The 15731-nt window shown below is 33.8% G+C and carries 18 protein-coding genes and 1 other RNA gene; 10 read left to right on the top strand and 9 right to left on the bottom strand.

Going from position 1 to position 15731, the window contains the following annotated elements; genetic code table 11:
• Window positions 1–26 precede the first annotated feature (26 nt).
• The 3 genes from LB465_RS10675 to LB465_RS10665 all read right to left on the bottom strand — a co-directional run bounded on the left by LB465_RS10675 (window position 27) and on the right by LB465_RS10665 (window position 2015).
• Window positions 27–464: a hypothetical protein gene (locus LB465_RS10675; RefSeq protein WP_224469848.1), complete on the bottom strand. Its 438-nt coding sequence runs from the start codon at window positions 462–464 to the stop codon at window positions 27–29.
• Between the two features lie 69 nt (window positions 465–533).
• Entirely contained in the window at window positions 534–1430 is an 897-nt protein-coding gene (locus LB465_RS10670; protein ID WP_224469847.1) for a helix-turn-helix transcriptional regulator, read from the bottom strand.
• A gap of 96 nt (window positions 1431–1526) precedes the next feature.
• Window positions 1527–2015 carry a YqiA/YcfP family alpha/beta fold hydrolase gene (locus LB465_RS10665; RefSeq protein WP_224469846.1) on the bottom strand — a complete coding sequence of 163 codons (489 nt, stop codon included), beginning with the start codon at window positions 2013–2015 and terminating at the stop codon, window positions 1527–1529.
• Between the two features lie 380 nt (window positions 2016–2395).
• On the opposite strand from LB465_RS10665, the gene LB465_RS10660 reads away from it, so the two are divergent.
• Window positions 2396–3961, top strand: coding sequence for a Fic family protein (locus tag LB465_RS10660; protein ID WP_224469845.1), 1566 nt, complete (start codon window positions 2396–2398; stop codon window positions 3959–3961).
• Between the two features lie 38 nt (window positions 3962–3999).
• On the opposite strand, the gene LB465_RS10655 is transcribed toward LB465_RS10660, so the two are convergent.
• Both LB465_RS10655 and LB465_RS10650 read right to left on the bottom strand, forming a co-directional pair.
• Complete coding sequence (locus LB465_RS10655; RefSeq protein ID WP_224469844.1) at window positions 4000–4293, bottom strand: hypothetical protein; 294 nt, start codon at window positions 4291–4293, stop codon at window positions 4000–4002.
• A 7-nt stretch (window positions 4294–4300) separates the two neighbouring features.
• On the bottom strand, window positions 4301–4537 hold the full coding sequence (locus LB465_RS10650) for a hypothetical protein (protein ID WP_224469843.1): 237 nt from the start codon (window positions 4535–4537) through the stop codon (window positions 4301–4303).
• Between the two features lie 478 nt (window positions 4538–5015).
• Here LB465_RS10650 and LB465_RS10645 point away from each other — a divergent pair, with 478 nt between their 5' ends.
• The 3 genes from LB465_RS10645 to LB465_RS10635 are packed head-to-tail and all read left to right on the top strand — an operon-like array spanning window position 5016 to window position 6643.
• A complete protein-coding gene (locus tag LB465_RS10645) occupies window positions 5016–5294 on the top strand; it encodes a helix-turn-helix domain-containing protein (RefSeq protein ID WP_070053922.1) in 279 nt (92 codons plus the stop codon).
• Between the two features lies 1 nt (window position 5295).
• Entirely contained in the window at window positions 5296–6003 is a 708-nt protein-coding gene (locus LB465_RS10640; protein WP_224469842.1) for a hypothetical protein, read from the top strand.
• Window positions 5987–6643 carry an ATPase gene (locus LB465_RS10635; RefSeq protein WP_224469841.1) on the top strand — a complete coding sequence of 219 codons (657 nt, stop codon included), beginning with the start codon at window positions 5987–5989 and terminating at the stop codon, window positions 6641–6643. Before LB465_RS10640 ends, LB465_RS10635 begins: the two co-directional genes overlap by 17 nt.
• Window positions 6644–7044: 401 nt before the next feature.
• Here the strand turns inward: LB465_RS10635 and LB465_RS10630 are convergent, their stop codons facing one another.
• A complete protein-coding gene (locus tag LB465_RS10630; RefSeq protein ID WP_070053919.1) occupies window positions 7045–7401 on the bottom strand; it encodes a BfmA/BtgA family mobilization protein in 357 nt (118 codons plus the stop codon).
• Between the two features lie 663 nt (window positions 7402–8064).
• Between LB465_RS10630 and LB465_RS10625 the strand changes: the two genes are divergently transcribed.
• The 5 genes from LB465_RS10625 (at window position 8065) to LB465_RS10605 (ending at window position 12046) form a co-directional block, all read left to right on the top strand.
• Complete coding sequence (locus tag LB465_RS10625; RefSeq protein WP_224469840.1) at window positions 8065–8340, top strand: hypothetical protein; 276 nt, start codon at window positions 8065–8067, stop codon at window positions 8338–8340.
• 365 nt (window positions 8341–8705) lie between these two features.
• Window positions 8706–9002: a type II toxin-antitoxin system HigB family toxin gene (locus LB465_RS10620; protein WP_224469839.1), complete on the top strand. Its 297-nt coding sequence runs from the start codon at window positions 8706–8708 to the stop codon at window positions 9000–9002.
• 11 nt (window positions 9003–9013) lie between these two features.
• Entirely contained in the window at window positions 9014–9382 is a 369-nt protein-coding gene (locus LB465_RS10615; protein ID WP_198639243.1) for a helix-turn-helix domain-containing protein, read from the top strand.
• A 119-nt stretch (window positions 9383–9501) separates the two neighbouring features.
• The gene (locus tag LB465_RS10610) at window positions 9502–11541 is read left to right on the top strand and encodes a hypothetical protein (RefSeq protein ID WP_224469838.1); all 2040 of its coding nucleotides are present in this window, start codon (window positions 9502–9504) and stop codon (window positions 11539–11541) included.
• A gap of 163 nt (window positions 11542–11704) precedes the next feature.
• Window positions 11705–12046: a hypothetical protein gene (locus LB465_RS10605; RefSeq protein ID WP_224469837.1), complete on the top strand. Its 342-nt coding sequence runs from the start codon at window positions 11705–11707 to the stop codon at window positions 12044–12046.
• Window positions 12047–12097: 51 nt separating this feature from the next.
• Here the strand turns inward: LB465_RS10605 and LB465_RS10600 are convergent, their stop codons facing one another.
• Window positions 12098–13360 (bottom strand): site-specific integrase, encoded by a 1263-nt coding sequence (locus tag LB465_RS10600; RefSeq protein ID WP_224469836.1) that lies wholly within the window; start codon window positions 13358–13360, stop codon window positions 12098–12100.
• Between the two features lie 248 nt (window positions 13361–13608).
• Window positions 13609–14012: a transfer-messenger RNA gene (ssrA, locus tag LB465_RS10595) on the bottom strand.
• A 120-nt stretch (window positions 14013–14132) separates the two neighbouring features.
• Here ssrA and LB465_RS10590 point away from each other — a divergent pair.
• Window positions 14133–15338: an NAD(P)-dependent oxidoreductase gene (locus LB465_RS10590; RefSeq protein WP_224469835.1), complete on the top strand. Its 1206-nt coding sequence runs from the start codon at window positions 14133–14135 to the stop codon at window positions 15336–15338.
• On the opposite strand, the gene LB465_RS10585 is transcribed toward LB465_RS10590, so the two are convergent.
• The gene (locus tag LB465_RS10585; protein WP_224469834.1) at window positions 15291–15713 is read right to left on the bottom strand and encodes a ribosomal maturation YjgA family protein; all 423 of its coding nucleotides are present in this window, start codon (window positions 15711–15713) and stop codon (window positions 15291–15293) included. The two genes, LB465_RS10590 and LB465_RS10585, sit on opposite strands and share 48 nt — an antisense overlap.
• Window positions 15714–15731 lie beyond the last annotated feature (18 nt).

The raw sequence follows: 15731 nt of genomic DNA, 5'->3' as shown, positions 1-15731 counted from the left end.
ACTTTGAGAGCTTTAAAAAGTTTATCTTAATTAGCTAGATCCAGCAAAGCCACCAGTACCCATCTATCAGGGATGCCTTCAAAATAGAAAACTGCTTCCCCGTATTTGTCTTTTCGTTTTAAAACTCTGCCATCCAAATACCAGATTTTAGATCCGTACTTATCACGGTACCGGATGTAATAACCATCAAACTCATATAAACGATCTCCATATTTATTTTCGAGTTTTACCGTGTTGCCATCTAAATAATAGAGGCTTTTGCCGTATTTATTCTTTAGTTTAATTTCTTCGCCGTTCCAGTAGAATAGATCCTCTCCATATTTATTTTTTTGCTTTAGCGTATTGCCATCAACCAAATAAAGCTGCTCTCCATATTTGTTCTCTTCTTTTACCGCCTGGGCATTAACAGTACCATTAAGAAAGCAACTGAAGATAAAGATTTGGGCAAGTTGTTTGATGGTCATTTAAAAGCTTATTGAGAGTGATGAGTTTAGAAAATCTATTAAGGTAAATGCCTAAATAATGGCTGTCTTTTATTTATAGTTTGCTATGCAACGCTTTAATTCCTTTTTGATTTCCAATTTTAGGCTTTCGGGTTCTACTACTTTTACCTGGTCGCCATAAGAAAGAATTTCCATTCTAAAATCGTAGGTAGGACGAATAAAATAACTAAATCTAATCTCATCATCATTACTCAAAATTAACTGCTGACTATGGTGTAGTGGAAGTGATTCTACATACCTGCCTTCCCTGGGTGTAAATGATAGGATAACTTTAACTGGTTCTTCATCTGTGCCGTTTATTATTCCGAAGCTATCTTTGAATTCTTCGTGTGCCTGGTATTTAATTGGCTTAAACTTGTCTTTGGTAATTTCCAGATTTTTAATTCGATCGAGCGAAAAATTTTTAATAATATCGTCTTTAGTATCTTCTGCAATAAGGTACCAACGGTTCCGGGCTTCTTTAAGCGCAATGGGTTTCACCTTGCGATTACTAATTGAAGCATCCCAAAATTTATAATATTCAAACGCTACTTCTAAGAAATTCTGACTGGCGTGTAGTAAACCCGCTAAATGATGTGTGCCCAGGGGTTTTCTTTCCTCAAAAATAAGTTGGTTCCCAAAACTTTTTGAAAGTCTAATGGCATTTAAAAGATCAAAATTTTCCCGTAATCTCTGAGAATGCGTTTCCTCAACATCCTCGTTGATGTAATATTTATTAGTACTTCGATTACATTTTATTACAATGTTATGAATAGAAGCAATATCCTCGAGATCTCGTTGAAAAGTACGTTGAGAAGTTAGTAGCTTTTCCTCAACAGAATCGGGATCATCAGCCATTTCATCCTGAACATCCTCATAACTCATAGGGCGTAACCTAAGCAGAGAGATGATTTTATAATGGCGTTTTATAGTTTGGCGTAAAGACATAGTTTTTTTGTTATTTAATTGTAGTTCAAAAATTGTTCTCGATACAATCCCGATGCCATCGGAATTACTCTAACGGACGAACCAGGTTTAATAGTTTTAAGCACAAATATCTTTAAAGAATTCTTTAACCTGATCAGTAAAAACATCTATAGAAATTCGATGACCTAATTCCGGTAGCACTTTTATATTCAGTTCAGATTTTTGCAGGTTTTGTCCTAGAAAGTTTAAGGTTTCGGTTGCGTTCACCACATCGTCACTTCCTCCCAGTAATATATTTTTCGGAGAAAGTCCTCGAGTAAATTTATGGCTGAATTCTTTTTCCCGGTATTTAACCAAAGGCGGATTAAACAATAAAGCCGGCCTGCCGATAATCTCTGAAATAGCATAAGCATTTAACGCGCCCATACTACTTCCCATCACTACATTGAATTCTGTATTTGGTAATTGCTTTAGAATATTTTTCGGTTGAAAATGTTCTGTTGAATAATCAATGTCAGGTGCAAACACCTGGCCGTAATTTTCCAGTATTTCTCGTTTTGGTTTCTTCAGTTTACTCTTTAGTCCGTGGAGGTAAAGTACATTCATATTACTTGGTTTTTTCTTTGTTGGTTAAATCAGCTCTGAATGTTTTACCATCTTTTCCCCAATTCCAGATATCCGAAATTTCTTTTTTCTGCGGAAGCTCTTTTTCCGGAACTGCAATTTTTTCTTTTACGATTCTTCTTAATTTGCGATTGGCTTTTTCAGACGAAGCCTGGTAATAGGGGTTTTTCTATTGGATCTACTCATTATCTCGATTGTATATAACAAATTAAGGCATTATTAGCGACAAAGTATGTCGCTATAAAATGATTTAAATTTTCCTATAGCAATGCGCCTATTTTTAATTAAACTTTATATTATGCGCTCATTTTTTGTGTATTGCTCCTATTTTTCACTTATCTTGCGCTTAAATTTAATTTTAAATGCTTAATCCCGCCCATTTTTATTCTGATGCACCCGTTTTTCACGGTCTGGAAAAACCAGAAAGAGGCGTCGTCGTAGGATACGCCGCCATAATTGATAAGCTAGGTCTTAATATTCCTATCCACAAACCTGTGGCTTTGATTTGTGATCAAAACAAATCTTTTGAAACGGAGGACTGGCGGGTTTTCCAACCTAGTTACTTGCCCGAAGATCATGTAAAACTTTCCAGAATCGAGGCCCTTTATAAGCATTTGGTATTCAGTTTAAAATATGAAGGGGTAAATTTATTAGTGTTTAGTGCACTCACCAGGTACTTTTCTGAAGAAGAACTATATAAGCTGACGGATATTGAACCTACCGGGCAATATAGCCGGAGAATATGGTTCTTGTTGGAATGGATTATGGAAAAAGAGATTCCTCAAAAGAAGGTCCTCACTAAAAAAAGTTACGTTTTCGCTATAGATAGTAATCTTCAGTTTGCTATAAATGGAACAAAATCAAAACGTCATTTGGTGATTAATAACCTCCCAGGCACGCCATATTTTTGTCCATTGATTCGTAGAACCGCTAAACTTGAATTCTCTCAGGCCGATTTAGAGAAGAAAAAAACTGAATATTTAAAGGGTGTACGTAAGGATATCATACAAAGAGCTTCGTCGTTTCTTCTTTTAAAGGATTCTAAAGCTTCTTTCACTATAGAAGGAGAAAACCCTCCAAGCAAACGTGCAGCTAGATGGGGGAAAGCGATAGGACAGGCAGGAACAAAAGATCTTTCAGAAGAGGAATTCGTGAGATTGCAGCAAGTGGTGATTGAAAACAGTCGATTCATAGAGATGGGTTTCAGGGAAAAAGGAGGCTTTATTGGAGAACATGATAGGACAACTGGGGCACCAATACCAGATCATATTTCCGCAAAGCCTGATGATCTGCCTAAGCTAATAAAAGGCTTGCTTGATACAAATCAATTATTACTTGAAAATGATTTTTCAGCAGTCATGGCCGCAGCAAAAATTGCTTTTGGTTTTGTGTTTATTCATCCCTTTGTAGATGGGAACGGGCGGATTCATAGATATATAATCCATCATCTCCTGGCGAAGAAAAAATTTTCTCAACAAGGGGTAATATTCCCTGTCTCAGCTTCTATTCTTGATCATATTAATGACTATAGAAGGATTCTAGAAGATTATTCGCACCCACTTCTTGATCATATTGAGTGGGAACAAACATCAGACAACAATGTTCAGGTAATAAACGATACTCTGGATTACTACCGCTTTTTTGACATTACTAAGCAAACGGAATTTTTATATGATTGCGTAAACGATACCATAGACAATATAATTCCTGAGGAAATCCAATACCTTACAGCTTATGATGCTTTTAAAAGATGGTTGGATGACGAATATGAAATGCCAGATAAAATGGTAGCCCTCCTGGTAAGATTTCTTGAACAGAATGAGGGAGATTTATCTAAAAGGGCCCGCGAGAAAGAATTTGTAAAACTAAAAGCAGAGGAGATAAGTGAAATAGAGGAAACCTACAGAGAGTTATTTATGAAAAATTAGTACTTTCTAACTTGCTAGGTGTATTCTCAAATCTATATTTATAAATTCACATCCTCAAGCTCCTCTTCGGTAATCCCGTTAATATTTGCCAGGGAGTTCATAAGGTTTTCTAGGTCATCGAAAAAAGTCAGTAGTTTATTCAGGTTATTGTCTTTAGTTCCTCGAAATTGTTCAAGATCAAATTTATAGGTGTCGCCGGGCTTAAAAACTATATTTACTTCAGCGTATTCTCCGGTCATTCCAACATTAATTATCTTGGTGAGCAGTTCCTCGTGCATTTTAAGTAACTGTCTATAGGTAAGAATTATTTTTTCTCTATATTCTGATATCATTATTCTTTTAGTTACAGGAAGATTGTTTATTAAAAATTTTAAAAGTCCATTCTACTTCTCCAAGATCAATCTTATTAATATAATTCATCTCCAAATAAGTATAGATATTTGGTACGCCAACGTGAAGCGTAATTTCATATCCCCCGAGAGTCTCTTCTTCAAGAATTGTCCTGCCTCCATATTTGATTTCTTCCTGAATATATTGGTATTGCTCTTCGGTAAGTGTTATCTCTAATTTTCTCATCGCATTTATTTTGTACTGCAATAATATACTCAGATAACGACAAAATATGACATCTTCTTATTTATTTTTATCCTAATGAGCTATAAAATATGGCATTGTAAATATCATTTCCCTGTTTGAGGTAGTCTTTAATGAAAGCTAGAATAACCAAATGCCTGGACGGAATTACCTAAAATTTCGAACAAAAAGTGAACCGGGAAAATGAGCTATAATTTTTCGGTAGGTGAACGTAACTCCGAAAATGCCATTTCTATTCCTTTTTTTAAATTTTTTCTCTTCAAAATTGTCCAAACTCCTCAATTTCAGCCTCGTTTACATCCATTTAGGAATGGTGTTAAATTTTCTCGTAGTCCGGTGTAACTAGTGAAATTATTTTCTTAAAGCTGCTCAAATTTGTCTTAGAAGTCAAATCAACAAAATCCCGCCGTGTAAAAAAGTGTAACCATCGGTGGGATTTTAAACTAAAACCATTTTAAAAATGCCAAAAGAAATAATTACTACCGATGATCTAATGAATTTTAAGCTGGAGTTATTTGAGGAGCTTAAAAAATTACTTAAAGAGCATTCAACCGGAATCCATAAAAGGTATTTGAAATCTTCTGAAGTTAGAAAACTGCTGGATATTAGTTGGGGAACTTTACAGAATATACGAATAAATGGTAATCTTCCTTACACAAAAATAGGAGGTACCGTCTTTTATGATTGGGAAGATGTACAACGATTAATGGAGAAGTATAAGATAGATAATAGTGATTAATATGAATTACATAAAGCACCTTACCGAGGTTTTTTATCGATTTAATGAAGATAACCGGTTAAATCCCTCACATGTAAGTATTTATTATGCTTTATTCCAGTATTGGAATGTATTTAGGTTCTGTAAGCAATTCTATATACAAAGGCAGGAAATTATGGAAGCTTCAAAGGTTGGTTCGCTTTCAACCTACCATAAATGCATTAGAGAACTAAGTGACTGGAATTACATTTTGTATTTGCCTTCTAAAAACCCCTTGAAAGGCAGCCAGGTTAAGATGTCCATTTTTTGGACTAGTGATAAACAAGCAGAAGATGAGCATTCAATTTGTAGTGTAAATGACCTGGATAAGTTTGAGACTTTTTTAGAACAGGTTGCAGAAGAGTCTGGTAAGAGTAACGAAATAGCTCCGGTATATGAAACAAACAATATTAAACATACTAAACAGAATAAAACTTATTGGCCAAAAAGTGAATTTGAAGTTTTAAAATATTTTAAAGAAAAGGGCTGGCCGGATAATGAAGCTTCCAAATTCTATCACCACTATGAAGCTGTAGGTTGGAAAATTAATCGTGATACCCCAGTGGTAAACTGGCAGGCTTTAGCACACCGATGGATGAAAAAATCTAAAGAGATTCAGCAAGATCTAAAACTGAAAAATCCTGATTATTTAAAAATTAAAAAAGAAAAGAATTATGGAAAACCCTTGTGAAATAATAGAAGGCGGAATAGTCTACAAGATTGGAAAATTCAGAGGAAAAGAAGTATTTTATGATTTTCCGTTGATGCTTGAATATCTCCAGGTAAAAGGCAAGATGCTCTTTGGAAAAGAATTTCAGCTGTACAAAAAAGATGAAAAATTACTTTTCAAACTCTGCAATTATATAATTGCGGATAAGGAAAAATGCCAGAAATTCGATCTTGACCCTGCAAAAGGAATTTTACTAACCGGGCCTGTGGGTTGTGGAAAAACTAGCTTTCTTAAGCTTTTGCGTTATCTGGTGCCCCACCAAAAAGAATATCAGGTTATTCCTTGCAGAAATATTGCTTTTGCTTTTCACCATTTGGGGTTTAAAACAATTGAAGATTACGGGAATAGCAGTTATTTATGCTTTGATGACCTTGGTGTTGAACCGGCAGGAAGGTTTTATGGTCAGGATTGCAATGTGATGGGAGAAATTCTTCTCTCCCGATATGAATTATTTCTTAATCATAAAATAAAAACTCACGCTACAACAAATTTAGATTCCGATGAACTTGAAGAGCGTTATGGCTCCAGGGTGAAAAGCAGAATGCGCCAGCTTTTTAATTTGATCTCTTTTGATGAAAAAACTGTTGATAAAAGAAAATAGCCAAAATCTTAATTTCAATTAGGATTGGATAACAAAAACCTCATTTTAACCACTGCAAATTACCAATCGTAGGTTTTAATCTACATAATTTCACCTGACTTTATAATTATTAAAAACCGAATTTTCATTTTCATAAAATTTTATCTCATTTGAGATCTAAATACCTCACATAGGAGTAAAACTTCGGTTTCTTCGTTTCCAATTTAGCGATATTGGTATCTACTTCTTTTACAACATCTTCCAAAAAAAATCATCTTCTTTCTGATTTAAAAAAAAGCTCCTCATTCTTTTCTTCTATACGCGGAATCGCATTTTCTTTTTCCAGGTAATCAACATACTCTGCGGTGCTTTGAGAATACTCTTCTTAATTTCTTTGGGGTGGTTGTAATGTACATAGTGAATTATTTATAAAAGTCGGGATGAGTGTCATCTTGCTCATAATCTCTTAGTCGATTGGAGTAATTGTTTTTTGGATCAGCAGCCTCCAATAGGGCCTGCAAAATAGCTAAAGTTGGGTTAACTTTATTCTTCTCCATATCCCTTGTTATTGCGATCACTGCATTAATTCTTTTCTTGATAATATTTTCAATTCGCCTGCCGGTAGGCCCAAAATTTTCTTTTGGAGAAATCTCATTGTAGAAGAAAAAATCCAGCATTCCGGCCAAAGCTTCAGAGTGTGTTTTGTAATGTATTCTGGAAAATTGCTGAAAGCGTTCAGCCGTTTTCTTTTCAATAGTAATGTTTTTAACTGCTTTCATAATTCAGTACTTTTTAAGATTTACTGGTTTTTTTAACCATTTTATTGGGGGTTCAAGCCCAAAACCAGTAAATCAATATTTTTATAGCATTAATCATATTATTTAAATAATTGATAGTCAATAATTTAAAATGTAAAAGGTAGTTTTTAACGGGCTCTGCCCGTTACCCTCTTGCTCTACCTTTTCGTCCCGCAGGGACAAAAATGTTGACTATTAAAATGAATTTAATAGCCTTTTAAATGTTTAGAAACTGAATCCTAATTTTTATGATTTGAAAAGAAAATCTTTGAAGTTTACTATAGAGAAATGATCAATTGATTGAGAATTTCGTAAAATGAAAAACAGATCATGAACATCATAATCCGTTTTTAAAATCTTATTCTTTTTTTTATAAAATCCCATCATCGGGAAAACTGAAATAGTCGGGCAGAATTTAAAGCTATATATCTGATTTTAATTGATTTACTTATTGTATCCTGAGCGTTTTCCTTTTTTGATTTTTTAATTCCGCTTCCTTTTTGTGGATTTTTGCATGATTTCATTTTTCCGTTATTCGATTTACTTCCCGTAGAGCCGTCACTGTTACCTTTTTCTGATGCTGATACATTTTTAAGATTTAGAATTAGGGAGGACTTATAAAAAGGGAGCACAGCAACCGGCTTTATGCAGTGTGGACTAACTTCTAAATCTTGGTATTTTGCATTACAGAAAAAGGTAGTTGCAGTGAAGGCCGGGAATACTTCAAATAGTAAAATGGAAGAGTATAGAAGGAGGAGGAAGCGGAATAAATTAAATATGAAATCCAATCTGGCGGACTTCTTCGAAAAATTTCGAACTGTAATGGAGCGTTCCGATTTTTCATCGGGTCAGCGTAATGAAAGTCGCAAATTGTTTGATGGTGTCCAGGATCTTTATAGAGAAGCGCTTTCCCCGAAATGAAGCTTTTGCGAAATGCAGCGGGAATGGGCTGAACGGGTATTAAATTATGCGCTAAGGATTCCTCTCCTTAAAAGCCAACTTCTAATTTTTGTGCAATGAAACGGGATTTGATTAAGAGGTGGTCTTTAATCACTGCTGGGGAAAGAGTATTTTATGGTTTTGCAAAAACTACATAATATCCTATCAGGAGTTTAAAAATATCTATAGAATATCAAATTCCTCTTTAAAGTCTACAATAATATTTCTTATTAAAAGAAAATTAAATGTGATATAACGAGTTACCCTTTATTTTCACAAAGGAAAAACTGACAATAAAAGTTCTAAAATAGAGAACTTTTATTTATATTTGTCGTAGAAATTAATCGATGAAAAGAATAATTGCAAAAAGAACTTTACGTGAATTTTGGGATAAGCATTCCGATTCCGAGCAATATTTGAAAACCTGGTATGAAACGGCAAAATCTTCAAATTGGAAGTCGCCAAACGATATTAAGGAAACGTACATAAACGCAAGCATTCTAAAAGATAGCAGAGTGGTTTTCAACATAAAAGGAAATTCCTATCGATTGATTGTAAAATTCAACTATGACAGACAATGGGCGTTTATACGATTTGTGGGAACTCACGCCGAGTATGATAAAATAAATGCGGACACGATTTAAAACAAAAGACTATGAAAATAAAACCTATAAAAACAGAAAAAGATTACGAACAAGCTTTAGAAAGATTAGAAGTGATTTTTGATGCTGACTCAAATTCAAAAGAAGGAGACGAAGCGGAAATCCTATCACTTTTAATCGAGAATTACGAAAATCAACATTATCCAATAGAAGCTCCAGATCCAATAGAAGCAATTAAAATAAGAATGGAAGAAATGAATCTCAAACAAAAAGATTTAGTTGGTATTATTGGAGGAAAAAGCAGGGTTTCGGAAATCTTAAACAAAAAGAAAAGATTGACAGTAGATATGATTCGAGAATTAGAACGGATTTTACATATTTCTGCTTCAGTACTTGTGAATAATTATAAGCTGTCGAAGTAAAAAACAAAGGGTAGCATCGGTTAATAAACAATTGGTAATTGAAAAGGTAGATTAATTCAAAACCTGAATACCAATTGTTGTTAACCCTGACCAATGCCATAAATACACAAAACATACGAATGAGGAATTTATTTTTACTACTTCTATTATTAATTTCAAGTCAAGAGAGTTTTTCTCAAAATGAAATTATAGCTGAAGAAGACATTCCAGTATTGGATATTATTATAGATTCATTGGAAACCGAGTATCAGAACAGTTCCAGATCCAATATAGAATCACTGCCTCAAGGAACCGGGGATTATTTTGAAGTAAAAACGAATAAACCTGAAGAATTTATTCTTGCTTTGACCAATAAAGTAGAACTAGACTCTTTGTTGAAAAATTTCCCAAATCTTCAAATTGATCGAGATCTACTGGTTTTAAAAAACAGGGTAGAATATTCCAATGGCGAACAAAAACTACAAATTAAATCTTTTCAAATAAAAAATAACAGTGAGCATCGCATTACAATTGATTATACAGATTCATTGTCTAGGGAAAATATTAAGTTTTATTATACTTCCTACACAAATAAGGAATTAAATTCAACAAATATTAGAGGTTTTAAGATTAAGGAGCATTTTTCAAAGGTCATCTTACCCGAAAAATATGCTGACTGGGTTTCATATACAGACTTTCTTGTTTTACCCAATCAAAATTTATTTTTCAATACTGATAGTAACCACAACTCACTATATAATCGGCAGGATAATATTATCGATTCCTTAGTTAATTATTATGCAGTAAAAACAAATAAACCAAAGCGCTCTAAAGATCAGGAATTTATTTCTTTCCAAAAAAGCTTAAATGATTGGGAGAAAAAAAGATCATTTTTTGCTGATAGTTTGTTTAATGAAGATTCAAAATTTAAGGAATTACTTAATCTATCTTTAGAATATGCCGAAAACGAAGAAAAATCTAACGGTGAATTGGAATTTTTCACTGCGGAGTTAATTTCTAAAGAAAAAGCATTGAAATTAATGCGTTTCAACCAGCACGTTGGTTCGTGTAGTTTTGATAATGGTCCCATTATTCAACAAAAAAGGATGGCTAGTTTGGCAGCCCAAATACCAAATTGGGGTGTCTTTATAAAATCATTTTTGAATGTGATGAACGATCAGGTTTCAAGAGTAGCTAATAGTAATATTGCTTCTAACGCGAGAAAAACATATATAGAAGAATTGAGTAAGCTAAATCTTAATATTCCAAAATTATTATTAGGGTCAAATTTGAGAATTGATAATGAGAACCAGCAACATTACTTTTCGGATGGCTCAAAAATAGGTAAAGCTTTTTCCGCATTGGATGAAAAAAGTCAGGCGTTTTTTGAACAAACTATTTCAGATTTAATTCAGGATGAGCATGTTGATGCTTTCAATAAATTACATTTTTATAATACTTTAAAACATTATCAATATTTCATAAAAGATACTATTAAAAAGAATGAAATAGAACAAAGAATTACAAAACTAGAAGAGCATATGCCGCCAGTTCTACAATCAAGATTTAAGAATCCAAATAAAGAACTTAAAGATCTTCTACGTGACGAAATAAATGAACTTGAAAAATTTGAAATTTTAGATACCTCTATCGGTAATATATTTTCTTATAGTTATGGCGGAGATTGTTGGATGGCGGAAATTCGAGATAAAGAGAAAAATAGCAAAATAATATATGATCTTACAATGCCAATTGAGGACAGTATTACTCCTCTAGAAAACTTTCTACTTAAAAAAGATTCTTTAACCAATAAAATTAAAGAACATGATTTTATAAATAAACTCTTAAGTACAAATTCAGAGAATCAGTTATATCTTAAATTTACTGGAGATAGGTCATTTTCAAATTTTAGGAATAGAGTTCTAAAAGAATTGCCTAAAAAACTTCAGAAATTAAATTACAATAATGCAATATCCTTCTATATCTCTTATCCAAATAGAAAATATGTTCGATACATTCTACTAGAAAATAGTAATGTAATTATGCTAAGTATACCGAAAGATTTTGAAATCCCAGGCTATAATTTTGAAGAATTACTCACGGAAACTAAAGAAAATTTTCTTTCCAAATCCTACAATAGTTACAAGATATTTGATGAAAATGGGGAAATGCTGAATTAATAAAGATAAGAAAGTGTCTTACTGCCAACAAAGAAGAGATGATTATACTCTAGATGTGATACTAGTTTAGGTAAAACGATTTATTGTAAGCTTCTCTTAAAAGCGAACTTTTTAAAAGTAAAAATTATTATTTTTAATTAATTAGCCTGTAAATTAAATTCTAATGTTAGAACTGGGAAAAGTTTATTTACCAACGTGGCTTTCTTATGACCCGGAAACAAATATGATTTCCCTGGATTTGCCTGAAATTCATACTCCGGATTATTTTAAGAACGTTTTCTATTCTCTACAATTAGCTTTTAGTGGGAATCGTGTTTCTGTTATGTATTATGGTGAAGATGATACTTACCTCTCACAGGTTCTTCACTTTGAAGATTGGGATATTGCCGGGGGAGATTTAGAATTAGAAAGTTTCGGTAAAATTCAGGAAAGAGCATTGCGGGCCCTGGGTAATTATATTCCAGACCTTAATAGGGAGGTATACGATCTTTTTAACGAAGAGTAGACTCAATTAAATAGTGAAAGTTTTTCACTTGGAATTATAAAAAACGACCTACTATTTTTTCTTCTTAGAATTGGTTTTTTTTGAGTCTTTAGCGGCTTTTTCTTCTAGCTTCTTCCTTAACGCTTTCATATCCTCACTAATTTTTCTATCCACAATTTTTGCGTAATGTTGGGTCGTTCTCAGATCCTTATGGCCTAGCATTTTACTTACAGACTCTATAGGCACTCCATTGGAAAGCGTTACAGTCGTCGCGAATGTATGACGAGCCAGGTGCGTGGTAAGTGTCTTTTTTATTCCACAAAGCACAGCAATTTCTTTTAAAAAAGCATTGTAGTTTTGATTACGTGGAACCGGAAGAATCAAGTCCTTGCCCTTTACTCTTGGATAATCTTTATATCGTTCAATAATCTCTTCAGCTATTGGAAGTAAGGGGACACTGGTTATAGATTTAGTTTTCTTTCTTTTTGTTCTTATCCATCTTCCCCCATCTATACCTTTAACAATATCTTTTTCAGAGAGTTTCTCTAAATCACCAAAAGCTAAACCGGTATGACAACTGAAAACGAACATATCCCTCGCAATTTTTAAACGGTCAAAATGAAGTTCTTTTTCAACCAGGGCTTTTACTTCATCTTCATTTAGGAATTCCCGATCTACGGTTTCATATTGAACCTTATAATTATAAAAAGGATCCCTGTCCATCCATTGATTGGCTAGTGCTATACGAACTATCTTTTTAAAATTATTGACGTATTTCAAGGCTGAGTTATGATTACACTTTCTTGTAGTTTTTAAAAAATATTCAAATCTTGTAATGAACTGATGGTCTATATCTTTCATTCGGAAATCCTCAGTTTTATAAACCTCCTTTAGGAATTGCTCAAGGTGGTTATAACAGGTCCAATAACGCTTTGCGGTGCTCTTAGAAATACTTTTTCCGGAAAGGCGGTCCATTTGTTCATTGTGCTCTTTAAACACCTCTAAGGTCATTTTAGATTTGTTTTTACCAATTCCTTTAAGTTCTCTTATTAAGGTTGTTGCTGTAATTCTTTGATCCTGTTCTACAAGTTTTTGTTGGATTCGTTTTAGTTTATTTTTTAAAACATCCATATAATTATTTAATTCCTGAGCCTCCTGGCTTCTTCCCATCATTTTTTCAGAACTTACATTCCATTTTCGAGGGTCAACCTTTCTTCCGATACTCATATCAGACCGCTTGGAATTAACAGTAACGCGCAGATAAATATCACTCTCTGATGATTTATTACTACGGCTTTTTCTAATGTAAAATGATACGTGATGATAAGTGTCCATAATTTTGAGTTTAAATTGAGGAATTAATGTACACTATTAAATGATAGGTTGAAAAACTTTAATATTTCGTAAACAATTGATATAAAGGTGTTTTGGACGTTCGTAGTGTGCAATTTCCCCCTGGATTATTGGTCACCGAATTGCACACATAATTTTTGATATTATTTAGGTTATTTTGATATTCTTAAAAACAAAAAACCCCGTAAATCCTAGGATTTCGGGGTTTTTGATACATTTTGGGATGTATAAAGTGGAGTCGGAGGGGTTCGAACCCTCGTCCAAACAAGCAATTCAGATGCTTTCTACACGTTTAGTTTTCACTTAAATTGTCGGGAAAAAGTCTGGCCGAAAACTACCTAACTTCTTCCGTATCCTCGATTAGATTTTAGAACTGCATCAAGGTCCTACAGTTCCTATATTTACTTTATCGGTGCCCCTAATGCGAATGCCGTAAATCAAGGCCTTCGCGGGACATCTTGGCTCCCTACCTTGTAGGGACTAAGCAAATCCTACTGTGATTCGGATTATGCAGCCAAGGCGTAGTTATCTTCGCCGTTTAAAAAAGTGTGAAATATGAGATTTACGAGCTATATCCCAGCGCTCGACGTGCTTACAACTCAATTAGACTCGCTGTCAAAACCAAGTCGACCCCATAAATAAAGAACATTGTAATTTAAAACTTAAGTATAACTAATCTTAAGGCCTGCAAAGATACAATTTTAAATTCATATCTTTGGAAGACACTTATAAACAAACAAAACCCGTACCAAGAATGATAAGATTTGCGTTGATTAAAGAAGAAAAGACACCACCAGACAGGCGTGTTGTTTTTTCTCCAAATAAACTCAAAGAACTCGTAGAAAAGTTCCCTGAAGCAAATTTTAAAGTACAAAGTTCTGATATTCGAATATTTAACGATCAGGAATATCGAGATGCAGGTTTTGAGGTTACGGGAGATATTTCAGATTGTGAGGTTTTACTTGGGGTAAAAGAAGTGCCTTTGCCGGCTTTAATTCCGAATAAAAAATATTTTTTCTTTTCTCATACTATTAAAAAACAGCCTTATAATCGTGATTTATTAAGGGAAATACTTAAATATAATATCGAATTATACGATCACGAGGTTATTGTAAAGGAGAGTGGAGCAAGGCTTATAGGCTTTGGTCGATACGCCGGACTTGTAGGTGCGTATAACGGATTTCGGGGAATTGGTTTAAAAGAAAATTTATTCAATCTTCCGAAAGTAGAATCCCTGCCAGATCTTAATGCCATGTTGGCAGAACTCGATAAAATTGAAATTCCGTCTATAAAAATCGTACTGACTGGCGTAGGTAAAGTAGCCAGAGGAGCAAAAGAGGTTTTAGATCATTTAGGAATTAAGAAATTAAGTGTAGAAGATTACCTCGAATTTGAAGAAAAAGAACCGGTTTATTGTAATATAGACGTTCTGGATTACAATAAAAAGAAAGACGGTTCTAAGGGGAATCACCAAGAGTTTTTTAAAGAACCGGAAAAATATGATTCCAATTTCTTGCGTTTTACCGAAGTCAGCGATCTGTTTATTTCAGGGCATTTTTATGGAGATGGTGCCCCAGTATTTTTGACTGCTGAAGATGCCAAATCTAAAGATTTCCGTATAAAATATATAGCGGATATCTCTTGCGATATAGACGGCCCAATTGCCAGCACCATTCGACCTTCAACCATTGCTGAACCATTTTACGGCTACAGTCCCGAAACGGAATCTGAAGTAGATTTCCGTGAGAAAGAGAGTATTTTAGTGATGGCTGTAGATAATTTGCCTTGTGAACTTCCAAAAGATGCGAGCGAAGGTTTTGGCGAAATGTTTATGAAACAAGTAATTCCTGCATTTTTCAATAATGATAAAGACAGTGTACTAGAGCGCGCCAGGATGACTCAAAATGGAAAATTAACTCCTAAATTTAGTTACCTGCAGGATTTTGTAGATGGAGTTTAGGTTCTGATATTCCAGGAAAAGACAGGATAGAAGTCCGAGAAGGTAGGCAACCAGATCCCAGACCGAAAAACTACTCCCCAGAATAATCATTACGAATTCAGGTGGTTGGTATTGAAGTACTTTTGCAATGTTAATAAGCTGGAAAAATTCTACGGCAAAAGAAAATATTAAAACAATCAATAGACCTTTAAATATTGAAATTTTGCTAATTCCCATCACAAAACAGTAGAGTAGGATCACAACCAGGAAATCTCCGAGATAAGGCCTTATAAAATCATCTTGTATATATACTGCGATAAGTATTTCAATAATCAGAAGGAATAGAAACCCGACGAGATAGCTTTTTCTGGAATTTCTTCTAATTGATTTTAACAATATCGATTATTTATAGAA

It is taken from the genome of Salegentibacter lacus (assembly GCF_020164555.1).
In the GTDB taxonomy this organism is placed as follows: Bacteria; Bacteroidota; Bacteroidia; order Flavobacteriales; family Flavobacteriaceae; genus Salegentibacter; species Salegentibacter lacus.
The sequence above is the reverse complement of the archived record's forward strand: the minus strand, read 5'-3'. Positions and strand labels throughout refer to the sequence as shown.

Coding starts and splice junctions, on each gene's coding strand:
- LB465_RS10655 (WP_224469844.1), bottom strand. CDS start 4,293: ATGATATCAGAATATAGAGAAAAAATAATTCTTACCTATAGACAGTTA.
- LB465_RS10615 (WP_198639243.1), top strand. CDS start 9,014: ATGAAAATAAAACCTATAAAAACAGAAAAAGATTACGAACAAGCTTTA.
- LB465_RS10660 (WP_224469845.1), top strand. CDS start 2,396: ATGCTTAATCCCGCCCATTTTTATTCTGATGCACCCGTTTTTCACGGT.
- LB465_RS10630 (WP_070053919.1), bottom strand. CDS start 7,401: ATGAAAGCAGTTAAAAACATTACTATTGAAAAGAAAACGGCTGAACGC.
- LB465_RS10625 (WP_224469840.1), top strand. CDS start 8,065: ATGCAGTGTGGACTAACTTCTAAATCTTGGTATTTTGCATTACAGAAA.
- LB465_RS10590 (WP_224469835.1), top strand. CDS start 14,133: ATGATAAGATTTGCGTTGATTAAAGAAGAAAAGACACCACCAGACAGG.
- LB465_RS10640 (WP_224469842.1), top strand. CDS start 5,296: ATGAATTACATAAAGCACCTTACCGAGGTTTTTTATCGATTTAATGAA.
- LB465_RS10605 (WP_224469837.1), top strand. CDS start 11,705: ATGTTAGAACTGGGAAAAGTTTATTTACCAACGTGGCTTTCTTATGAC.
- LB465_RS10650 (WP_224469843.1), bottom strand. CDS start 4,537: ATGAGAAAATTAGAGATAACACTTACCGAAGAGCAATACCAATATATT.
- LB465_RS10670 (WP_224469847.1), bottom strand. CDS start 1,430: ATGTCTTTACGCCAAACTATAAAACGCCATTATAAAATCATCTCTCTG.
- LB465_RS10620 (WP_224469839.1), top strand. CDS start 8,706: ATGAAAAGAATAATTGCAAAAAGAACTTTACGTGAATTTTGGGATAAG.
- LB465_RS10665 (WP_224469846.1), bottom strand. CDS start 2,015: ATGAATGTACTTTACCTCCACGGACTAAAGAGTAAACTGAAGAAACCA.
- LB465_RS10675 (WP_224469848.1), bottom strand. CDS start 464: ATGACCATCAAACAACTTGCCCAAATCTTTATCTTCAGTTGCTTTCTT.
- LB465_RS10600 (WP_224469836.1), bottom strand. CDS start 13,360: ATGGACACTTATCATCACGTATCATTTTACATTAGAAAAAGCCGTAGT.
- LB465_RS10610 (WP_224469838.1), top strand. CDS start 9,502: ATGAGGAATTTATTTTTACTACTTCTATTATTAATTTCAAGTCAAGAG.
- LB465_RS10645 (WP_070053922.1), top strand. CDS start 5,016: ATGCCAAAAGAAATAATTACTACCGATGATCTAATGAATTTTAAGCTG.
- LB465_RS10635 (WP_224469841.1), top strand. CDS start 5,987: ATGGAAAACCCTTGTGAAATAATAGAAGGCGGAATAGTCTACAAGATT.